The organism is Roseiterribacter gracilis (genome assembly GCA_018332375.1).
Lineage (GTDB): Bacteria > Pseudomonadota > Alphaproteobacteria > BOG-932 > Roseiterribacteraceae > Roseiterribacter > Roseiterribacter gracilis.
The window spans coordinates 2,845,207-2,865,408 of record BOPV01000001.1 but is presented as its reverse complement, the minus strand read 5'-3'; the positions used below and the strand labels follow the sequence as shown (position 1 = coordinate 2,865,408).

Below are 20,202 nucleotides of genomic sequence, written 5' to 3'. Positions count from 1 at the left end.
CTAGTCGGCCGGCTCGAGAATCTTTTCCGGCGCAGCAGGCTTCGCTTCGAGTTCGAAGGAAAGCTTGCCGTCGCGTACGTCGATGCGGACGGTGCCGCCCTTCGACAATTTGCCGAACAACAATTCTTCGGCGAGCGGCTTTTTGACATGTTCCTGGATCGTGCGGGCCAACGGCCGCGCGCCCATCTTCACGTCATAACCCTGTTCGCCCAGCCAGCGACGCGCTTCGTCCGTCATCGTGATTTCGACGCCACGATCGGCCAGTTGCGTTTCGAGCTGGATCACGAACTTGTCGACGACGCGACCGATGATTTCCGGCGTCAGGCCGCCGAACGGAATGATCGCGTCCAACCGGTTGCGGAATTCCGGCGTGAACATTTTCTCGATCGCTTCGGTGTCTTCACCGATGCGCACCGTGCGCTCGAACCCGATCGTCGGCTTGGCCATGTCGGCCGCGCCAGCGTTGGTCGTCATGATCAGAATGACGTTGCGGAAATCGACCGTCTTGCCGTTGTGATCGGTGAGACGTCCGTAATCCATCACCTGCAACAGGATGTTGAACAGGTCGGGATGCGCTTTCTCGATTTCGTCGAGCAGCAGCACCTGGTGCGGATGCTGATCGACGGCATCGGTCAGCAAGCCACCCTGATCAAACCCGACATAGCCCGGCGGCGCGCCGATCAGGCGCGAAACCGTATGGCGCTCCATATATTCGGACATGTCGAAGCGCGTCAGTTCAATGCCCAGCGTCTTCGCCAGCTGACGTGCGACTTCGGTTTTGCCGACGCCGGTGGGGCCGCTGAACAAATAGCTGCCGATCGGCTTTTCCGGTTCGCGCAAGCCGGCGCGCGCCAGCTTGATTGCGCTTGCCAGCGCTTCGATCGGCTTGTCCTGGCCGAACACCATCGTTTTCAACGAGGTTTCCAGCGAACGCAGCGCTTCCTTGTCGTCGCGGCTCACCGATTTCGGTGGGATGCGCGCGATCTTGGCAACGACCGCTTCGACTTCTTTGACGCCGATCGTCTTGCGACGGCGGCCTTCGGGCAGCAACGCCTGCGCCGCCCCGACTTCGTCGATCACGTCGATCGCTTTGTCAGGCAGTTTGCGGTCGCCGATATAGCGCGCCGACAATTCCACCGCGGTCTTGATCGCGTCGGCCGTGTAGCGCACGCGATGGTGCTTTTCGTAGTACGGCTTGATGCCGTTCAAGATCTTGATCGCATCCGGAATCGACGGTTCGTTGACGTCGATCTTCTGGAAGCGACGGACCAGCGCGCGGTCCTTCTCGAAGTAGGAGCGGTATTCTTTGTAGGTCGTCGAACCGATGCAGCGCAGCGTGCCTTGCGCCAGCGCCGGCTTCAGCAAGTTCGACGCATCCATCGCGCCGCCCGACGTTGCACCCGCGCCGATGACGGTGTGGATTTCGTCGATGAACAGGATCGAGCCAGGCTGCTGGTCGATTTCGGTGATGACCGCTTTCAACCGTTCTTCGAAATCACCGCGATAGCGCGTGCCGGCCAGCAACGCGCCCATATCGAGCGCGTAAATGACGGCGTCTTTCAGTACTTCCGGCACTTCGCCGTGCACGATGCGTCGCGCCAGGCCTTCGGCGATCGCCGTCTTGCCGACGCCGGGATCGCCGACATAGAGCGGATTGTTCTTCGACCGGCGGCACAGAATCTGGATCGTACGTTCGACCTCGTGGTCGCGTCCGATCAGCGGATCGATTTTGCCGCTCTGCGCTTTGCGATTGAGATTCACGCAATAGGAGTCGAGGGCCTCGTGGCCCTTCTTCACGACCTTTTCGGCCTGCGCGTCGGCGTCGGCACCGCTGACCCGGCGTGTTTCGGTCTGCCCCGGCGCTTTCGAGATGCCGTGACTGATGTAATTGACCGCGTCGAAGCGCGTCATCTCCTGCTCCTGCAGGAAATAGACGGCATGGCTTTCGCGTTCGCTGAACAGCGCGACCAGCACGTTGGCGCCGGTGACTTCGTCACGGCCCGACGACTGAACGTGAATTGCAGCCCGCTGCAGCACGCGTTGAAACCCGGCCGTTGGCTTGGCTTCATCGCCGCCATCGGTCGTCAGGTTCGACAATTCGTTGTCGATATAGTCGGCAAGCTGTTCGCGCAGCTTGGACATGTCCACGCCGCAGGCACGCAGGACGGCGATCGCGTCCTGGTCCTCGGTCAACGCGAGCAGCAGATGCTCGAGCGTCGAATATTCGTGGCGACGGGCGTTCGCCTGGGCGAGCGCGCGGTGAAGAGTTTGTTCTAGGTTGCGGCTAAGCATTTTCGTTCAGTCCCGCTCCAACGTGCATTGGAGAGGGTGTTGCTGCTGTCGGGCGAAATCCATGACCTGCGTCACCTTCGTCTCCGCCACCTCGTAAGTGTACACGCCGCACAAGCCGACACCGCGCCGGTGTATGTGCATCATGATACGAGTCGCCTCTTCGCGACTCTTACGGAAGAATCTTTCCAGCACATGAACGACGAACTCCATCGGCGTGTAGTCGTCGTTGAGCATGAGCACTTTGTACATGGACGGCTTTTTGGTTTCGGCGCGGGTCTTTACGACCACGCCGGTGCCACTACCGTCAGAAAAGCGCTTGTCGTCGTCTGCCATGCTGTCTTTTCAGGTGAACGCGCGAGACCAGGATATGGCGCGCAAGGGCCAGTTCGCAAAGTGCGCAAAGCGACAGGAACGTGAATTCCCTGCAACAACGCGCTTGCCGGCATGATGGTGGCGCGACCTGGGGAAAACTCCAGCCCGAAAACGACGAAACCCCGCGGCAGTGATGCCGCGGGGTTTCGAACCCGTGCTAGTCGGTGGTGGCTGCGGTCTTAGGCAGCGACAGCCGGCTTCGAGAAGGTTTCGACCACGGCGCTGACGCGGGCGTTCAGCGGCTCGATCGCTTCGTTGGCGACGCGAACCGAGAGTTCGCCGAGCTTGGTGGTCTCGGTGACCAGCGAGTCGAACGCCTTCTTGGCGTAGTCGTTCTGCAGGTCCGCGACTTCGCGGATCGTCTTGGCGCCGAAGAGGGCCTTCGTCGCGTCGACCGATGCGGTCACGTTGGTCTGGCTATAGGTCGCCACGGCGCGGGTCAGTTCTTCCAGACCCTTCGCGATGGTCGAGCCGGCCTTGAGGTAGGCGTCGAGGTTGGCTTTGCCGAAGGCGGCCACTTCATCAACGGTCTTGAAGTTCTGGCCAGCGAACTTGCCAAAGGTTTCCTTGGCGGCTGCGAAGGTGGCGGCTTGGAACTGGGTGGTATCGGTCATTTGATCTCTCCGTCGCACGGTTGTTTCGCGGGTGCGGCGCAGGTTTCCAGTAGGGAGCCGGCCGCTTTCCGCAGTGGTTTGTTGCGGTGCAGCATAAGTCGTCCTGAACTGCCTAAAAGTCAAGCGTTGTTCGGTCGCATATTGGACAAAGCGCAAAAAAGCTGAGTGAAATCCGGAATTTGCTGGACAACCCAGAAGTGCTTCCTTAACCAAAATTCGGCAAACCTCCAGTTCAGTCGCTGGAGGCGGGGGGCAGGAATGCAGCTTGGGGGACGGATCGCCGGTCGGGCGATGGGTGCGATGTTGGTCGCGCTCCTATTTGCAGTGCCCGGCATTGCGCGCGCCATGGATGCGTCGATCGTGATCGATGCCGACACCAACCAAGTGCTCAGCCAGGAAGACCCCGATCGATCGCTGCACCCAGCGTCGATGACCAAGATGATGACGCTGCTGATGACGTTCGACGCCATCGAAAGCGGCCGCTTCAATCTGCAAAAACGTTTGCCCGTTTCAGCAGCAGCCTCGTCGATGTCGCCGACCAAGCTCGGTGTGCAGCCGGGTGACTCGCTGCGGGTCGAAGACGCCATTCTGGCGCTGGTGACGCAGTCGGCGAACGATGCCGCCGTCGTGCTGGCCGAAGGCATCGGCGGCACCGAGCAACGCTTCGCGCAGATGATGACCGCACGTGCGCGCCAACTCGGCATGCGCAACACGATCTTCCGCAACGCGTCGGGTCTGCCGGATCCGGGACAGATTTCGACCGCGCGCGACATGTCGGTACTCGGCCGTGCGCTGATCAAGCAATACGCCAAGTACTATCACTATTTCTCGACCGAAGAATTTGAGTTCAACGGTTCGACCTATCGCAACCACAATCACCTGATGGAACGCTATGCCGGCATGGACGGTCTCAAAACCGGCTTCATCCGCGCGTCGGGTTTCAATTTGACCGCATCGGCGGTGCGCAACGGTCACCGGCTGATCGGTGTCGTGTTTGGCGGACCCAGCGCGGTCGCCCGCGACAACTACATGGCCGCGCTTCTTGATGCCGGTTTCCGCAAAGTCGGTCAGGGCGACGCCGCCGTGGTTGCTGCGGCCGGCGTACCGAAGCCGGGTCACAAGCCGCTTTCGATGCAGGTTGCGCAGTACCAGCCCGAAGACGAACCGGCGGGCGAACAGCTGGCCGCGCTTGCCGACGCCGCAACCAAAGGCGAGGGCGACATTCCGTTCCCGGTGCCGACGCCGAAGCTGATGGCGCCGCCCGCGCCGGTCATGCAGGCCGCATCGATGAAGCCTGCCGCTGCAGCGACTGCATCGGGCAAAGGTTGGAGCATTCAGGTCGGCGCGTTCTCGAGCGCGAAAGCAGCGCAGGCTGCGCTCGACAAGGCGATCAAGCAGGCACCGGCGCTGCTGCAAAAAGCCCAGCGCGCTGTCGAAGCGTTGAGGTCCGGCGGCTCAACCGTCTATCGCGCTCGTCTGGTCGGACTCGACCCTGCAGCGGCGAAGCGCGCCTGCAGCGTCGTCGCCAACTGCTTGAAAGTCGCACCGGGCGCGTAAGCGTCAGCATGCTGCGCGCGGTTCTTCTCCGTATCTCTGGTCGTGTGCAGGGCGTCGGTTATCGCGCCTGGTTTGCCGACGAAGCGCGTGCGCGCGGTCTGGTCGGCTGGGTTCGCAATCGCGCCGACGGCAGCGTCGAAGCGTGCATCGCCGGAAATGACAGCGCGCTGACGCAGATGATCGACGCGGCGCGCAGCGGCCCGTCGCACGCGCGCGTCGACAAGGTCGACGTCACCGGCGCGGATTCCAAAGGACTGGACGGGCTGCGGATCCTGCCTACGCTCTAGGGTCATGGCGCTCCGACCCATCATCCGTCTCGGCGATCCGATTTTGCGCGCTGTCGCAGCACCGATCGTTGATCCGACCGATCCCGAACTCGCACGGCTGCTCGCCGACATGGCGGAAACGATGCAAGCGGCCAACGGTGTTGGACTGGCGGCGCCGCAGGTTGCAAGCGGGTTGCGCGCGATCGTGTGGCGGCCGATCGCGGTGCGCGGCGAGTCCAGCGACCAGATTGTCGGGCTGCTCAATCCCGAACTGATCCCGCTCAGCGACGTGCGCGAATTGGGTGCCGAAGGCTGCCTGTCGATTCCCGAGCTGCGCGGTCTGGTGCCGCGCTTCGCACGGGTCGGCCTCAGCGGGATCGATCTCGCCGGCAACCGCGTCGAACGCGAAGCGACCGGCTTTGAGGCGCGCATTCTGCAGCACGAGGTCGACCATCTCGACGGTGTGGTCTATCTCGATCGGATGACCGATATGGCGTCGCTGGGCTATGGGCCCGAGCTCGACGCTGCGCGCGAGGGAGAAACATTATGAGCGACCAGGACGCCGATCGCCTTCTGACGCAGTTGCTGCCGTCGGTCCCATTCGACGGTTGGACCGAAGCGGCGCTCGCCACCGCGTCGCGCGCCGCGGGTTTCGACGAACAGGCCTGGCGCCGGATTTTCCCGCGCGGTCCACTCGACGCCGTGCTCGCCTTCAGCGATTGGGCCGACGCTGCGATGCAGGCGACGTTGCAGACACACGATCTGACCAAGATGCGCGTGCGCGACCGCGTTGCGCTTGGCGTGCGTGCGCGGCTCGAAGCATTGGCGCCGCATCAAGAAGCGGTGCGTCGCTCGACGCGCGTCTTGGCGCAGCCCGGTGCTGCGCCCGACGCGGCGCGTGCGGTCTATCGTACGGTCGACGCGATCTGGCGCGCCGCCGGCGACACATCGACCGATTATAATTTCTACACCAAGCGCGGCCTGCTCGCGGGCGTTGTGGTTGCGACCACGGCGTACTGGCTGCGCGACCGTTCGCCCGACCACGCGGCGAGCTGGCGTTTCCTCGAACGCCGCCTCGACGAGGTTCTGCGCGTCGGCAAGCGTTTGGCGCAATTGAAGAACCTCGGCGACCATCTGCCGCTGCCGTTCCGTCGCATGCGGCGGACGTAATTTTCCCGTCGAATCGGCTTCGCCTGGCGGAGACGCTGCGCTAGGGTCCGCCCCCCTCGGGACCAGGAGACATGGGATGGCCGCGCCGCGCGGAAACAAGACGAATGTCGTTTCGATGACCAATCAGTCCGATGAAGTCGGCGCCAAGCGCCTGCGCAGCTTCGTCGACCGGATCGAACGTCTTGAAGAAGAAAAATCCGGCATCACCGCCGATATTCGCGACATCTACGCCGAAGCCAAAGGCACCGGCTACGACGTCAAAGCGCTGCGCAAACTGATCGCGCTGCGCAAAGTCGAATTGGAACAGCGCCGCGAGCAAAGCGAATTGCTGCAGCTCTACATGCACGCGCTTGGTATGGAAGCGTAACCAGCGTCGTTAGCGCATTCCGACGCGCCGCGCGCCTTCGCGGAAGAGGCGCTCGCCGTCGGCGTCGAACTTCAGCGCGGTGAAAAAATCGTCACTGCTGTAGCGCGGTTGCGTCTTGTGGATGGTCGCAAGCTGCAGTCGCGCTTCATCGGTGCGGCCTGCGAGCGCCAGAGAACAGGCGGCGATTGCATGAATCTGCGCGTGCGCGTTGGGACGCGCCGCAGCTTTCGCCGCCCAGTCTGCTGCCTCTTCGAATTGTCCCAAGCGCACCAGCGCCAAGGCGCGCGCACCCAGCATCGCGAAAATCAGTGGATCGAACGGGCTGAGATGTCGTGAGTGATCGGATGACAAGATCGCCGCGGTCGGATCGCCGGCCTGCGATTGCACAAACGCAAGCGCGTAGTGACCGAGCGCAAAGTTCGGGCTGAGATCGATCGCCTGTTTCAGCTTGTCGACCGAGTCATCGTACTGACCGCGTAGCCAGAGCGCGCGCCCGACCGCCCAATGCGCCGCTGGATCGCGATCGTCGATCAGCATGCTGCGGCCAGCCGTGTCATAGGCGAGGTCGATTTCCGCTTTGCGATCGGCCCAACCCTGAAACGCGCTTTGAAAATGCGTGAAAGACAGGCCCGCATAGGCGCGCGCAAAGGTCGGATCCAGCCGCACGGCCATCTCGAAGAAATGCTGCGCCCGTTGGTTGTCCGCTTTGTTGAAGCGGTACATGTGCCACAGGCCGCGATGATGCGCTTCCCACGCCGTCAAGGAATTGGGCGGCTTCAAGATCGCAAGATTGCGCTCGTTGGTTTCGACCTCGCTCGCGATCGACGCGACGATGCGATTGCCGATCTCGTCGAGCACCAGAAACGCGTCGTCGAGCTTCTGGTCGAACCGTTCGGCCCAGACGATCCGCGCCGTGCGCGTTTCCGCCAGCTCGACAATGACGGTCAGCTGGTTGCCCTGGCGACGCACCGAGCCGCTGACGACATAGTCGACATTCAGCACACGGCCCGCATCTTCGGCGCAGATCTTCCGCTCGTGCAGCGCGAAGACGCTGCCCTGCGCGATGACGAACAAGCTGCGCAGCTTGGCGAGGCGCGTGATGATGTCGTGCGCCATTGCATCGGCCGCGCCGCCGCGTAGGTCGCCCGCAAACGAACCGTCGACAAACGGCATGACGGCAATTGAGGCCCGCCGCGTCGCCGGCGTAGCGGCGACCTCGCTTGCATCCGGGACGACCGCCATCGCGGGCTGGCCGCGCGCATTGCGCCACGATTCATACAGCGGCGCTGAATCGAGACCTTCGACCTCGAACGACTTGGCGGTCGCGGCCAGATGTTCTTCGCCTTCACGTATGCGCCCGCGCCGCGCCAGGGTCTGCAGCAGCTTGTCGTGCACGCGATGATCGAACGGTGCGAGTTCGAGCCAGGCTTCGAGATGGCCGAGGATCTCGTCGTCGCCGGCGTCGCTGACGAGCCGCTCCAACACCGCCGCATGAAAGAAGCGAAAGCGTCGTCGTTGCGCGATCAGCCAGCCGTTGAACACGGGGCTGCGATCGATCTCCAGCCCGTCGAGGAAATCGCCGCCGAAGAAGGACGCGATCTGGCGCAGCCGCGCCGGCGCCACGGTCGCAAGGTTCTGCACCGCTTCGGCGATGGCGATCGCGTCGACAAAACAGCCGCGCAGATCCAGCCGCACCGTGTCGCCGGCGGTCTCGACCCGCCGTTGGTCCGCCGTTTCGATCAACCCGCGAATTTTGCTCAGGCACCAGCGCAGCTCGCCGCGCGGGTCGTTGGGAACGTCCCACAACAGCTCGCAAAGCTGGCTGCGCGTCACCGCATGCGGCGCCAGCGCGAGATAGGCGAAGAGCGCACGCGCTTTGCGCGAAGCGGGCAGGGTCAGCACGTTTCCGTCGCGCCGGATCGTCAGCGGACCAAGCATTTGTACGTGCAGACCGGTCATTTCCACGCTGGCTACCACGCTCGGCTCCACGCCGCCCGCGTAGAGACAACAGCAAGCGTTGCAACGCGTCGTGCCGGTTCCCGCCGGCCCCGCCGCGCATGCGCGCAAGCGAACCTGCAGGATTCGGTCCTGCTCCAACGGAGAAAAAGTATGTCTATGGCTGGCACGGCTATCGTGAATCCCCCACCCGCACCCCTCGATGTCAAGGCAATCAAGACCCGCCAGCATGGTGCTTGGTCGTCCGGCGACTACGCGGTCGTCGGCACGACGCTGCAGATCGTCGGCGAAGAACTATGCGAGGCGCTGGATCTGCGCCCGGGCCAGAAAGTGCTCGACGTGGCAGCGGGTAACGGCAACGTCTCGCTCGCCGCGGCACGCCGTTGGTGCGACGTGGTGTCGACCGACTATGTGCCGGCGCTGCTCGAGCGCGGCCGCGAACGCGCCGAGGCCGAGCGCCTGACGATCGAGTTCCGCGAAGCCGATGCCGAAGCGCTGCCCTTTTCGAATGAACAGTTCGACGTCGTCGTTTCGACCTTCGGCGTGATGTTCACCGCCGACCATGATCGCGCTGCTGCCGAACTGATCCGCGTCTGCCGCAAAGGCGGGAAAATCGGCCTGGCGAACTGGACGCCCGACGGCTTCATCGGCCAGGTCTTCAAGACGATTGGCAAGCATGTCGCGCCGCCGCCCGGCGCCAAGTCACCGGCGCTGTGGGGAACCCGCGCACGGCTAAACGAGATGTTCGGGCCGCAGGCTGCATCGATCGAGACGACGTCGCGTACCTTCGCCTTCCGCTATCGCTCGCCGCAACACTGGCTGGATATTTTCAAGACCTTCTACGGCCCGGTCCTGAAGACGTACGCCGCCTTGGCGCCGGCGGCGCAAGCCGCGCTGGATCACGATCTGCTTGCATTGATCGCGCAGCACAACGTCGCCAAAGACGGCACGATGGTCGTGCAAAGCGAATATCTTGAAGTGATCGTCACTCGCCGTTGAGGTGCAGCGCCGACCGTTCGGTCGGCGTCAACCACAACAGCTCGGTCCTGGCATCGCAGTGCGGTGCCAGGACCGCCTCGATCGCCGGCCGCGACGCGCCTGGATCGAACGCGACGAAACAGACAAAGACATTTTCCTCGCGCACCGGCAGAGCCGGGAAGTTGTTTTCTTCGTGCGCTCGCACATACGTCGCGCGCAGTTGGCCGCCAGCCGCGCGCAGTGCCGGTGCAATCGATCGTTCGAACGATGTGACGAACGCAACCGTATCGGCGACGAACCAGGTCACGGCCAGAAACAGGCCGGCCGGCACTGTCTCACTGCCGATCGGCGCGCGACCGCGCACGTCGTGCGTAAACCCGAATTGCGGCGCTGCCGGCCGCAGCAGGAACACGTCGTCGGAATCGATCATCGTCGCATTGGCGGCGTCACGATTCGATTTCCAGGCTGGACCGCCATAGAACGCACCAAGTCGATCGCCGCGCGTCGCCATGTCGGGAAAGCCGCGCAACCAGACGAACAGCTCGGGCCGATCCAGGACGCGAAACTGGCCGAGCAGAGTCATGCCTTCCGCTTCCTGGGTCTCGACGAATTCGCGCTCGAACAAGGTGATCAACTCGTCGCGCCGGCCTAGATGCAACGTGTAGCGGCGATATTCGACGAACGGGTACGAGGTCACGTCAGGGCTCCTTGGTGAGAGGCTGGAGAAGCCCGATTCACCGCGCGTCGTCTTGGACCACTTGGCGCCCCGCGACAGGGCCGCGCGAACTCACCAGCGGGTGAACAGGTCTCGCTCTGCGTTGCGCCGCTGCGGCGTGATGCTCGGCAGCCATGACGATCCGTACTGACCAAGATGGCGCGCTGGCGCGTCTCACCATCGATCGGCCACACCGGTTGAACGCACTCAATTACGCGACCATCGACGCGTTGCTGGCGGCGCTTGACGCGATCGAGCGCGACGATACGGTGCGCGCGATCGTTCTGACTGGCGCCGGCACACAGGCTTTCTCGGCCGGTGCCGATATCCATGAATTCGCCGGCAGCATCGCCGCTGGACCATCCGTGGCGGTGCGCGAATTTCCGCGCCGCGGCCAACGCCTGACATCGCGCATCGAAGCCTTTCCCAAACCGGTCATCGTGGCCGTGAACGGGCTCGCTTATGGCGGTGGTTGCGAGATCACCGAAGCGGCACCGCTCGCCATCGCCTGCGAGGAGGCGACGTTCAGCAAAGCCGAAATCAAGCTGGGTCTGCCGCCGACCTTCGGCGGCACGCAGCGTTTGCCGCGCCTGATCGGACGCAAGCGCGCAATGGAAGCGATCCTGACCGCGGCACCGTTCAGCGCGCAGCGTGCGATGGAGATGGGGCTGATCAATCGTGTTGTCCCGCGTGCGCGGCTATTGGATGAGGCGAACAGTCTGGGATTGGCGATCGCCGCCTTCGCACCGCGCGCGGTCAGCGCCTGTCTCGCAGCAGTGACGCGCGGGTTGAACGTCTCGATCGATGAGGGGCTCGCGATCGAAGCAGCCGAGTTTGCGGCGCTGGTCGGCAGCCACGATCTTGCCGAAGGCGTAGCCGCGTTCCGCGAACGGCGCGCGCCGCGTTTTACCGGGGTTTAAGCGGGCGCCAGCAGGCGCAGCAGCTCGTCCGCCGTTGTCGCTAGCGGAATCGACGGCGCGAAGGCGGCAGGGGTCGCGTAGCCCCAACCGACGGCGACGAAACGCAGCCCGGCTTTTTGCGCGGCGTCGGCGTCGCGCGCTTCGTCACCGACATAGGTCGCTTCGTGCGGTGCGACGCGCGCACGACGCAGCGCTTTGCGCAGCCGCGCGGCTTTGCCGAACATGCCGACGCCGCCCTCGAAGAATTCGATCCGGTCTGCCAGCGGTCCCAAGGTACAGCGCATGCTGGCTTCGGAATCGCTGCTGACGACGGCGATGCGCACGCCGCGTGCGGTCAGCGTGCCGAGCAGGCGTGCGGTGTCGGCGAACAGCGGAATCGCATGCGCCTGCGCCAGTTTGCGTGCGCGCATGCGGCGCGCGATGCGCGGCATCTTCCACATCGATACGCCCAGGCGCCGAACGATTTCGCGCGAGCCTAAGCCGCGCAGCTCTTCGCGTTCCGCTGCGGTGACGCGGCGAAAACTGAACTCGTCAGCGATGTCGTCGAACACGCTGAGAAACCACGGCATCGAATCGGCAAGCGTGCCGTCGAAGTCGAACAAAGCGAGGCGCGTCACCGCATCCGGCCGCGCAGCAACGCCAGGGTCACGGCGGCGATGGCGCTTTTGGCCAAGGCGCCGAGCAGCACGGTAAGTTCGACGCCGCCACGATTCCACGCCAGGCCAACGGCGATTGCGACGATGTGCGCAGCGAGTGCGACCGCAAACCACGGGCCCAGCCGCGCGCCCGCCCAGCGCCGTGCAGCACCGGTCAACAAGGCGGCGGGCAGAAATCCCAGCACCCAACCGAATGATGCGCTGTGGATGAAACGCGGAAACGGGATCGCGCTGCCAAAGGACAGAACCGGCAGGCCCGCCCAAGCGCACGCGGCATACAGCAGCACCGCGACCGCGCCGACCCATGGTCCCCAAATGCCGGCGACGAGCACGACCGCGAGAGTCTGCAGGGTCGACGGCGTTGTTCCCAGCGACACCGCGCAGCGCGCACCGAGAATGATCGCCGCAGTTCCGAGAATTGCGAACAGCAGCGGTTGGCCGAGCACGAGGACAGGCCTAGATCTGGCACGAGACATCGGAGCGGAAACCTATGAAGCGGTCTGATTTGCGGCGAGAAACGGCGGGCGCGCCGGGTGCAACCGGTGGCGCAGCCGAATCGCCGCCGCCCCAATCTTTACCGAGGTGGGATCTATCGGATCTCTATCCGGGGCGCGAGTCGCCGTCGATCGAAGCCGATCTGCAGCGTCTGGCGCAGGAAGCGGCGTCGTTCGCCAAGCAGTATCAAGGAAAAGTCGCGACCTTGGACGGCAACGCGCTGGCTGCGGCGATCGCCGGATACGAACGGATCGACGAAGGCTTGTCGAAGCTTGTGTCCTATGCCGGGCTGGTCCATGCCGAAGATCAGGAAGATCCGGCAATCGGCCGCTTCTACCAAACGATCATCGAACGCGTGACGGTGATCTCGAGCGATTTGATTTTTCTGTCGCTCGAACTCAACCGGATCGAAGAGACCGACATCGCGCGTGCCTACGCCGACAGCGAGGCACTGCGCCATTGGCGTCCGTGGCTCGATTCGGTGCGCGCCTTTCGCGTGCATCAATTGACCGACGAAGCCGAGAAGCTGCTGCACGAACGCCATGTCGTCGGTTCGGGCGCGTGGAGCCGGTTGTTCGACCAGACGATTGCGGGGCTGCGCTTTCCGGTCGGCGGCAAAGAGCTGCCCATCAGCGACACGCTGAATCTGTTGAGCGAGCCCGACGAAGCGGTGCGTCGCGAAGCGGGCCTGGCTGTTGCGGGTGTGCTGGCAGAAAACAACAAGCTGTTCGCGCTGATCACCTCGACCTTGGCGAAAGACAAAGAGATCGATGATCGCTGGCGGCGCTATCCGCGCTCAACCTCGTTCCGCAATCTCGCCAACCAGGTGGAAGACGACGTCGTCGATGCGTTGGCTGCTGCGGTCGAGAAGGCGCATCCGCGCCTGTCGCATCGCTACTACGCGTTGAAGGCGAAATGGTTCGGCAAAGAGAAGCTGAACTGGTGGGATCGCAATGCGCCGATTCCGGGTGACGATGATCGTGCGATCACCTGGCCGGCAGGACGCGAGCTGGTATTGGGCGCCTATGCGCGTTTCTCGCCCGAGCTGGCCAAGATCGGCGAACGGTTCTTCACCAACGCATGGATCGACGTGCCGCCGGTGGCTGGAAAATCATCGGGTGCTTTCGCGCATCCCACGGTGCCCAGCGTGCATCCGTATCTGCTGCTCAACTGGCACGGCAAGTTGCGCGACGCGATGACGTTGGCGCACGAGCTTGGTCACGGCGTGCATCAAGTGCTGGCTGGTGCGCAGGGCCATCTTCTGTCGCAGACGCCGTTGACCTTGGCCGAAACGGCCAGCGTGTTCGGCGAGATGCTGACCTTCCGTGCGCTGGTCGATGCCGAACAAGATCCGGCGATCCGCCGTCGCATGTTGGCGGCGAAAGTCGAAGACATGCTGAACACGGTGGTGCGCCAGATTGCGTTCCATCAATTCGAATTGCGCGTCCATGCAGAACGTCGCGAAGGCGAGTTGACGCCGGAACGGCTGGGCGAGATCTGGCTGGAAACGCAACGCGCCAGCCTTGGTCCTGCGATCGAACTCGACGCGCGTTATGCCAATATGTGGGCGTATATTCCGCACTTCGTGCACACGCCGTTCTATGTCTATTCGTATGCGTTCGGCGATTGCTTGGTGAATGCGCTCTACGCCGAATACGAAGCGCATCCCGACGGCTTCGCGGAGAAGTATTTCGATCTGCTGCGTGCCGGCGGCACCAAACGCCACAAAGAATTGCTGGCGCCGTTTGGGCTCAATGCGGCCGACCCAGCCTTCTGGGCACGCGGCCTGTCGGTGATCGAAAAGATGATCGACGAGCTCGAAGCGGTATCTTAGATCGCACAACGAAAAACGGCGGGCTGTTGGGCCCGCCGTTTTGATTCGATCAGATGATCGAGGCGATTAGTAGCGCGTGCCCGGGCTGTTGCTGCTGCCGGTGGCTGGCGTGCTGTTGCGCTGCGACTTGTTCGCCTGTTCCTGCTGCTGGCGCAGCGCTTCTTCGTTCTCTTTCTGTATTTCGGCGTTCTTGCGCTCGGTCTCGGCGTTCACTTCGCGCACCTTGGCGTCGAAGTCCGTCTGCGCTTTCTGGATCGCCGCCTTGGTGTCGGCAATGTCCTTCGCCGAAGCGCATTTCTGATAGCGCTCGTTGAAGTCCGGAATCACCGTCTTCAGATCGGCCTGCAACTGGATGAGCTGCTCACGCGTCGGCGCGGCGGGAACTTCCAGCTTCTTCACCGGCGTGCAGCTTGCGGGCGTCGTCGTCGGCCGCGAGTTCGCCTTGTTGAACGCGTTGACCGCGCTGTTCAGCTTCGCAGCGTAGGCGTCGACCTTGGCTTCGTACTTGTTCCAGTCCGGATCGCTCGAGCAATTGATGTAGCGCGCTTTGCCGTCGCGCTGCGTCGCCTGGAATCCGCTGACCAGCGCGTTCAGCTCTTCGGTGCTCATCGAGGCCGAAGGTGCTTTGGGGAAGGTCGGCTCTTTGCAGCTGGCCGGCGTTGTCGCTGGGTGCTGCTGCGCCGACGCTTCAGCGCATGCGAATAGCGCGAAGACGGCGGCGGCGAAGATAGCGGGCGCTTGGCGGATCATCGGATCTCTCGCGATCGTTCAAAAAAGAAAGTGGTGGCGCGGCCACTCGCGGACGGCCGCTGCCATAACGCTTCGGCGTTGCCTTACGGCTTCGCCGGCGCCTTGTTCCATTCGTCCGCAGCGACTTTGTAGTCGGCCTGCACTTTTTGGGCTTCTGCAGTCGCGGCTTTGGTTTCACCCGCGAGGCACTGCAGATACTCGTTCACGGCCTTCGTGTAGGTCGTGATCTTGGTGTAGGAGGCCTTCATGTCGGCTTCCGAAGCGGACTTGCCGTTCGGAATCGGAGGGGAGGCCGGGCGGGCGCCACAATCCTTCGCAACCGCAGGGGCGGCGGCGAAAGCGACGAGAGCGGCGAGCGCGAGGGCGGACTTCATCTGACAGCGTCTCCTTGGAGATGTGATACGGGCGTCGGAACCTATCCGAAGCATTGGTGGAGTCACTACCCCGAATAGGACCGAAATAGGGCCTTGGTTAACACCAGCTCCCACCTGCGGAATCGCTCAGACGGGCGCGACGGTTCCAGAATTCCGTAGATTCAGGAAAATCAGGCCGAAGCGGACAGTTTTTCGCGGCGGCGTTGCACCGACGACGGGATCCGCAGCTGCTCGCGGTACTTCGCCACGGTGCGGCGTGCGATCTCGATTCCGTCTTTTTGCAGCAGGTCGACGATCGTGTCGTCGCTCAAGACCGCGCTGGGTTCCTCGGCGGTGATCAGCTTCTGGATCCGGAACCGCACCGCTTCGGCCGAATGCGAATCGGCACCGGCCGAACCGGCGATTGCGGTGGAGAAGAAATATTTGAGCTCGAAGATGCCGCGCGGCGTCTGCATGTATTTGTTCGAGGTCACACGCGACACAGTCGATTCATGCATTTCGATCGCGGTCGCAATGTCGCGCAGGATCAACGGCCGCAGATACTGCACGCCGTAGATGAAGAACGCGTCCTGCTGACGGACGATCTCGCTCGCGACTTTCAGAATCGTCGTCGCGCGTTGGTCGAGCGAACGGACCAGCCAGTTCGCCGCCGTCAGCCGCTCCGCCATATATTCGCGGTCGGCTTTGCTCAGCGTGCCCTTCTGCACCACCGCGTGATAGCGGCGATTGACCAGCACTTTCGGCAAAGTGTCGTGGTTGAGTTCGATCGCCCAGCCACCGGACGGATTCGGCCGCATCAGAATGTCGGGCACGACCGTCTGCACCGGTGACGAATCAAACTCGCGCGCCGGCTTGGGATTTAGCTGCTTGATCTCGGCGATCATGTCGGCGAGATCGCTGGCATCGACGCCGCACAACCGCATCAGCTCGGGCATGCGCCGTTGCGCCAGCAGGTCGAGATTGTCGAGCAAGGTTTGCATCGCCGGATCGCAGCGATCGCGTTCGCGCAATTGCAGCGCCAGACACTCGGCGAGCGAACGTGCGCATACGCCGGTCGGTTCGAATTTCTGCAAGCGCAACAGAACCGCTTCGACCTGCTCGACCGGTGCGCCCAGCGCAGTCGCGAACGGGCCCAGCGGTTCGGTGATCCAGCCGCATTCATCGACCAGCTCGATCAGCGCGCCGCCGATCAGGCGTTCGACCGGATCGGTGATTTCGACTGCCAGCTGATCATAGAGATGCTCGCGCAGCGTTTTGGATTCGGTCAGACGTTCGGTCGCGTCGAATTCATCGTCGTCGAATGAGGAACCGCCGCTACCGCGCTCGCGCGCGAAGGCCGACGGGCCGGCTTCGTCGTACGTCGTGTCGTGATCCGTATCGAGCGGCGTCTCGGCCGCACCGGTCGAATCATTCTGCGTGATCTGCGTCAGATCCTGCGTGCCCTCGCTTTCGGGCAGCGCTTCGGCGGCGGGTTGATCTGCGGCGGTGGGCGGCTCGGCCGGGTCGGCCAGTTCGAGCAGCGGATTCTGTTCCAGCTCGCGCTCAACATATTCGACCAGCTCAACGTTCGACAACTGCAGCAGCTTGATTGCCTGCTGCAGCTGTGGGGTCATCACCAGGGTCTGGGCCTGGCGGAGATCGAGCCGTTGCGTGAGCGCCATAGCGACGTACTGAACGCCTAGAGACTGAACCTTTCACCCAAGTAAACCCGCCGGACATCTTGGTTTCCGACGATGTCCGAGGGTGCGCCCTCCATGAGGACGGCGCCATCATGCAGGATGTAGGCTCGATCTACGATATCGAGTGTTTCACGGACGTTGTGATCCGTGATCAGCACACCAATGCCCCGCCGACGCAACAGCTGGATCAGCTCGCGGATTTCGCCCACCGCAATCGGGTCGATGCCGGCCAGCGGTTCGTCCAACAACATGAACTGCGGCTGGCTTGCCAATGCGCGCGCAATTTCGACTCGACGGCGTTCGCCGCCCGACAGGGCCAGCGCCGGCGTGCGCCGCAAATGTGAAATCGAGAATTCGGCCAGCAGGTCGTCCAGCATCACCGCGCGTTGGTCGGGATCGCTTTCGACCACTTCCAGCACGGCACGAATGTTTTCCTCGACGGTCAGGCCGCGGAAGATCGACGCTTCCTGCGGCAGATAACCGATGCCCAGCCGGGCGCGGCGATACATCGGCAGTGACGTGATGTCGTGCCCGTCGAGATGGATCGAACCTGTGTCGGCCGCGATCAATCCGGTGATGATGTAAAAACACGTCGTCTTGCCGGCGCCATTCGGCCCCAGCAATCCGACCGCTTCACCACGCTGAACCGCAACCGAAACATCGCGCAGCACGGGGCGGCGTTTGAATCGCTTGCCCAGATGCCGGGCAACCAGACCGGCATTGTCCGCAACCAGGCGCGGCGTGTCGTTCATTTCGCTGCCGTCTCTGCTTTTGCCGGCGTCGCCGTCGCGGGCGCAGGCTCGGCCGCGGGCTGTTGCTGATCTTTGTTCTTCGGCACGAACAAGCCGCGGACGCGCACCGGCGCAGGACCGGGCGGTGTGCCTGGCGCGGGCGCGCCCTTGGCACCTTGCGAGAATTTCGCCGGGCCCGAGATCGTCGCCTTGCGCGTGCGCATGTCGTAAACGCCCTGCGCGCCACGCACCACGTCCTTGGGCGTGGTGATGATCACGTTTCCGAATCCTTCCACCTGATGCAGCGTGGTCGAGCCGTTGTCTTCTTTGGTGAAGTGCGCGACCAGCACGTCACCGGCCAGCGTGTCTTCGCGTTTGCGCGCCAGCGCGTGACCGCGTGCAACGGCAGTCTGCGTTTCTTCCCAATATTCGATCGAGTCTTTGGCAGTGACGGTTTCGATCGCGGTGATCACTTTCAGGTCGCCGCCGGTCAGCACCACGACTTTTTTGTCGACGTCGTACACGGCGCGTTCGGCATAGGCGGTGCGACCGTTATTTTCGATCTTCACGCTGCCTTCGGCGATGACGCGCCAGATTTCGCCCGGGTCGGCGCCCTGGTCGCTGCCCTTCTTCTCTTTTTCTTTGTGCTCGCCGGCGGCGCCCGGTTTCTTCGCGTCCTTGGGCGTGTCGCGATAAAACGCCGTCATCGTGTCGGCATGTACAGTCGACGGGCCGCGCGTTGCGACGGCGTTCTTGCGTGCAACATAGGCGCGCTCGCTCTGCAGCCATTCCAACGTGCCGTCGGCGGTGATTTCCAACGGCGACTTGTCGTTTTTATCGGCCGGTTCAGCAAACGGCGTGAACTGCGCGAAAGCGGGCGATGCAGCGCCGATCGCCAGCAGCGCCATCGCGGCGAGCCTCAATCTCGAAATTTTCATGAGGGCGGACGATCCGCCATGCGCAACGTCAATTTTGACGGACCTGTGAACACTGTGTTCTCGCCTTTGTCGGTTACGCGAAAGCCCAGTGCGCGAATCTCGCCTTTCGGACCGTGACCCTCGACTGGTTGATCGCCCCACACGACCCCCTCGTTGAAATCGACATGCGCCTTTTCGGTCAGAAACCGATAGCCCTCGTCGTGGAACAGTTCGACCGCGCCGTCGAGATCGATTTTACCGGTGTTCTGGTCGTAGCGACCATGCACTGCTTTCACGGCGATCCAACGACCATTCGCTAGCGAGATTTCCGCGACCGGGTGATTCATCTCGACGATGCCGGATCCGTCCATCGCCTGCGCGGCCGAATCCGAGGTGATCGTATAGGGGCGGCTCGACCGGTCCATGCCGGTGAAGCGCGTATTGACCATCTCGGACCGGCGCCGTTCTTCCTGCGCGGTCTCGATCTGGCGCGGCCGGAATTGCGGCCACAGCGCGATGACGCCCAGCAGGACCACCACGAGAACCGGCAACGCGACGCGCAGCATGCGCACCTGGCGGCTGCGTCGAAGGTTGATCGGATCGCGCTTGGCCGGCGTCCAGGCGACGCGGTCACGCGCGGGGGCGGCCTCTTGCTCCATGCCCAGACATATACAGAGAGAAGGCCTTAAGGTCAGGCCCCGTGCCGGTTTGCGAGGCAAACCGACACAGGCTTAGGAGTCGCGCCGTCGATTCATGCGCGGCCTAACGGCCGCACGATCGAAGGCGCCGCCGTTAATGCGCGAAAATGTCCGCGTCTTCGTAGCCGTGCAGATCCAGCCACCCGCGGGTTGGCAGGAAGCGGAAGCATGCCTCGGCATGGTCCATCCGGCCTTCACGCACCAGCATTTCGGTCAGCTTGGTCTTGAGCGCATGCAGATGCAGCACGTCCGAGGCCGCATATTCGAGCTGCGCCTCGGTCAATTCGGGCGCGCCCCAATCCGAGCTTTGCTGCTGTTTCGACAGTTCGACACCCAGCAGCTCGCGCACGAGATCTTTCAGCCCATGACGGTCTGTAAACGTGCGAACCAGCTTCGATGCGATCTTGGTGCACCAAATCGGATTCACGTCGACGCCGAGATAGGCTTTCAGCACCGCCACGTCGAACCGCGCAAAATGGAACAGCTTCACGACCGAGGGATCGGTCAGAAGCCGCTTCAAATTGGGTGCGTCGAAGTGATTATTGAACTGAACGAGATGCACCGTTCCGTCGCCGGACGACAGCTGCACCAGGCACAGCCGGTCGCGCTCGGGGCGCAATCCCATCGTTTCGGTATCGATCGCAACGATCGAACCGAACGAGAGATCCGGGGGCAGGTCGCCCCGATGAAGGGTGATTTTATCGTTCACGTAATAAGTGGTGCCCAGGAGAAGACTCGAACTTCCAAGGCCTTTCGGCCACTGGTACCTGAAACCAGCGCGTCTACCAATTCCGCCACCTGGGCATGCGGGCCGGCTTGATAGGCCGCTGGCAGGCGCGTTGTCAACGCGCGTTGTCAACA

The 20,202-nt window shown here is 63.1% G+C and carries 22 protein-coding genes and 1 tRNA gene; 8 read left to right on the top strand and 15 right to left on the bottom strand.

The window, feature by feature from the left end; translation table 11 throughout:
* The 3 genes from clpA to TMPK1_RS14235 form a co-directional block, all read right to left on the bottom strand.
* Entirely contained in the window at nucleotides 1-2,292 is a 2,292-nt protein-coding gene (clpA, locus tag TMPK1_RS14245) for an ATP-dependent Clp protease ATP-binding subunit ClpA (RefSeq protein ID WP_420243713.1), read from the bottom strand.
* Between the two features lie 6 nt (nucleotides 2,293-2,298).
* On the bottom strand, nucleotides 2,299-2,625 hold the full coding sequence (clpS, locus tag TMPK1_RS14240) for an ATP-dependent Clp protease adapter ClpS (RefSeq protein ID WP_420243711.1): 327 nt from the start codon (nucleotides 2,623-2,625) through the stop codon (nucleotides 2,299-2,301).
* Between the two features lie 218 nt (nucleotides 2,626-2,843).
* Nucleotides 2,844-3,278, bottom strand: a complete 435-nt coding sequence (locus TMPK1_RS14235) for a phasin family protein (RefSeq protein WP_420243709.1) — start codon at nucleotides 3,276-3,278, stop codon at nucleotides 2,844-2,846.
* 300 nt (nucleotides 3,279-3,578) lie between these two features.
* On the opposite strand from TMPK1_RS14235, the gene TMPK1_RS14230 reads away from it, so the two are divergent.
* From TMPK1_RS14230 to TMPK1_RS14210, 5 genes are all read left to right on the top strand, one after another.
* Nucleotides 3,579-4,835, top strand: a complete 1,257-nt coding sequence (locus TMPK1_RS14230; protein WP_420243707.1) for a serine hydrolase — start codon at nucleotides 3,579-3,581, stop codon at nucleotides 4,833-4,835.
* An 8-nt stretch (nucleotides 4,836-4,843) separates the two neighbouring features.
* Nucleotides 4,844-5,122 carry an acylphosphatase gene (locus TMPK1_RS14225; RefSeq protein WP_420243706.1) on the top strand — a complete coding sequence of 93 codons (279 nt, stop codon included), beginning with the start codon at nucleotides 4,844-4,846 and terminating at the stop codon, nucleotides 5,120-5,122.
* Between the two features lie 4 nt (nucleotides 5,123-5,126).
* The gene (def, locus tag TMPK1_RS14220; protein ID WP_420243704.1) at nucleotides 5,127-5,651 is read left to right on the top strand and encodes a peptide deformylase; all 525 of its coding nucleotides are present in this window, start codon (nucleotides 5,127-5,129) and stop codon (nucleotides 5,649-5,651) included.
* On the top strand, nucleotides 5,648-6,271 hold the full coding sequence (locus tag TMPK1_RS14215; RefSeq protein WP_420243702.1) for a COQ9 family protein: 624 nt from the start codon (nucleotides 5,648-5,650) through the stop codon (nucleotides 6,269-6,271). Before def ends, TMPK1_RS14215 begins: the two co-directional genes overlap by 4 nt.
* A gap of 76 nt (nucleotides 6,272-6,347) precedes the next feature.
* A complete protein-coding gene (locus tag TMPK1_RS14210) occupies nucleotides 6,348-6,638 on the top strand; it encodes a DUF2312 domain-containing protein (protein WP_420243700.1) in 291 nt (96 codons plus the stop codon).
* Nucleotides 6,639-6,647: 9 nt separating this feature from the next.
* On the opposite strand, the gene TMPK1_RS14205 is transcribed toward TMPK1_RS14210, so the two are convergent.
* A complete protein-coding gene (locus TMPK1_RS14205; RefSeq protein ID WP_420243698.1) occupies nucleotides 6,648-8,615 on the bottom strand; it encodes a tetratricopeptide repeat protein in 1,968 nt (655 codons plus the stop codon).
* A 138-nt stretch (nucleotides 8,616-8,753) separates the two neighbouring features.
* On the opposite strand from TMPK1_RS14205, the gene TMPK1_RS14200 reads away from it, so the two are divergent.
* Complete coding sequence (locus TMPK1_RS14200) at nucleotides 8,754-9,593, top strand: class I SAM-dependent methyltransferase (protein WP_420243696.1); 840 nt, start codon at nucleotides 8,754-8,756, stop codon at nucleotides 9,591-9,593.
* Here the strand turns inward: TMPK1_RS14200 and TMPK1_RS14195 are convergent.
* Nucleotides 9,580-10,269 carry an NIPSNAP family protein gene (locus TMPK1_RS14195; protein WP_420243695.1) on the bottom strand — a complete coding sequence of 230 codons (690 nt, stop codon included), beginning with the start codon at nucleotides 10,267-10,269 and terminating at the stop codon, nucleotides 9,580-9,582. The genes TMPK1_RS14200 and TMPK1_RS14195 overlap by 14 nt on opposite strands.
* Nucleotides 10,270-10,421: 152 nt before the next feature.
* Here TMPK1_RS14195 and TMPK1_RS14190 point away from each other — a divergent pair, with 152 nt between their 5' ends.
* The gene (locus tag TMPK1_RS14190) at nucleotides 10,422-11,207 is read left to right on the top strand and encodes a crotonase/enoyl-CoA hydratase family protein (RefSeq protein ID WP_420243694.1); all 786 of its coding nucleotides are present in this window, start codon (nucleotides 10,422-10,424) and stop codon (nucleotides 11,205-11,207) included.
* Here TMPK1_RS14190 and TMPK1_RS14185 read toward each other — a convergent pair.
* Entirely contained in the window at nucleotides 11,204-11,824 is a 621-nt protein-coding gene (locus TMPK1_RS14185) for an HAD hydrolase-like protein (RefSeq protein WP_420243692.1), read from the bottom strand. The two genes, TMPK1_RS14190 and TMPK1_RS14185, sit on opposite strands and share 4 nt — an antisense overlap.
* Nucleotides 11,821-12,309, bottom strand: a complete 489-nt coding sequence (locus tag TMPK1_RS14180) for a biotin transporter BioY (RefSeq protein WP_420243691.1) — start codon at nucleotides 12,307-12,309, stop codon at nucleotides 11,821-11,823. Before TMPK1_RS14180 ends, TMPK1_RS14185 begins: the two co-directional genes overlap by 4 nt.
* 44 nt (nucleotides 12,310-12,353) lie before the next feature.
* On the opposite strand from TMPK1_RS14180, the gene TMPK1_RS14175 reads away from it, so the two are divergent.
* Nucleotides 12,354-14,192, top strand: a complete 1,839-nt coding sequence (locus TMPK1_RS14175; protein WP_420243689.1) for a M3 family oligoendopeptidase — start codon at nucleotides 12,354-12,356, stop codon at nucleotides 14,190-14,192.
* A gap of 66 nt (nucleotides 14,193-14,258) precedes the next feature.
* On the opposite strand, the gene TMPK1_RS14170 is transcribed toward TMPK1_RS14175, so the two are convergent.
* The 8 genes from TMPK1_RS14170 to TMPK1_RS14135 all read right to left on the bottom strand — a co-directional run bounded on the left by TMPK1_RS14170 (nucleotide 14,259) and on the right by TMPK1_RS14135 (nucleotide 20,145).
* Nucleotides 14,259-14,942 (bottom strand): hypothetical protein, encoded by a 684-nt coding sequence (locus TMPK1_RS14170; protein ID WP_420243688.1) that lies wholly within the window; start codon nucleotides 14,940-14,942, stop codon nucleotides 14,259-14,261.
* Nucleotides 14,943-15,025: 83 nt separating this feature from the next.
* The gene (locus TMPK1_RS14165) at nucleotides 15,026-15,316 is read right to left on the bottom strand and encodes a hypothetical protein (protein WP_420243687.1); all 291 of its coding nucleotides are present in this window, start codon (nucleotides 15,314-15,316) and stop codon (nucleotides 15,026-15,028) included.
* A 170-nt stretch (nucleotides 15,317-15,486) separates the two neighbouring features.
* Nucleotides 15,487-16,977: an RNA polymerase factor sigma-54 gene (gene rpoN, locus TMPK1_RS14160; RefSeq protein WP_420243685.1), complete on the bottom strand. Its 1,491-nt coding sequence runs from the start codon at nucleotides 16,975-16,977 to the stop codon at nucleotides 15,487-15,489.
* Between the two features lie 17 nt (nucleotides 16,978-16,994).
* On the bottom strand, nucleotides 16,995-17,747 hold the full coding sequence (gene lptB, locus TMPK1_RS14155; protein WP_420243683.1) for an LPS export ABC transporter ATP-binding protein: 753 nt from the start codon (nucleotides 17,745-17,747) through the stop codon (nucleotides 16,995-16,997).
* On the bottom strand, nucleotides 17,744-18,634 hold the full coding sequence (locus tag TMPK1_RS14150) for an LptA/OstA family protein (protein ID WP_420243682.1): 891 nt from the start codon (nucleotides 18,632-18,634) through the stop codon (nucleotides 17,744-17,746). Before TMPK1_RS14150 ends, lptB begins: the two co-directional genes overlap by 4 nt.
* 26 nt (nucleotides 18,635-18,660) lie before the next feature.
* Nucleotides 18,661-19,302 carry an LPS export ABC transporter periplasmic protein LptC gene (lptC, locus tag TMPK1_RS14145; RefSeq protein ID WP_420243681.1) on the bottom strand — a complete coding sequence of 214 codons (642 nt, stop codon included), beginning with the start codon at nucleotides 19,300-19,302 and terminating at the stop codon, nucleotides 18,661-18,663.
* A gap of 133 nt (nucleotides 19,303-19,435) precedes the next feature.
* Nucleotides 19,436-20,050, bottom strand: a complete 615-nt coding sequence (locus TMPK1_RS14140; protein WP_420243680.1) for a ribonuclease D — start codon at nucleotides 20,048-20,050, stop codon at nucleotides 19,436-19,438.
* Between the two features lie 8 nt (nucleotides 20,051-20,058).
* Nucleotides 20,059-20,145, bottom strand: a tRNA-Leu gene (locus TMPK1_RS14135).
* Between the last annotated feature and the right edge of the window lie 57 nt (nucleotides 20,146-20,202).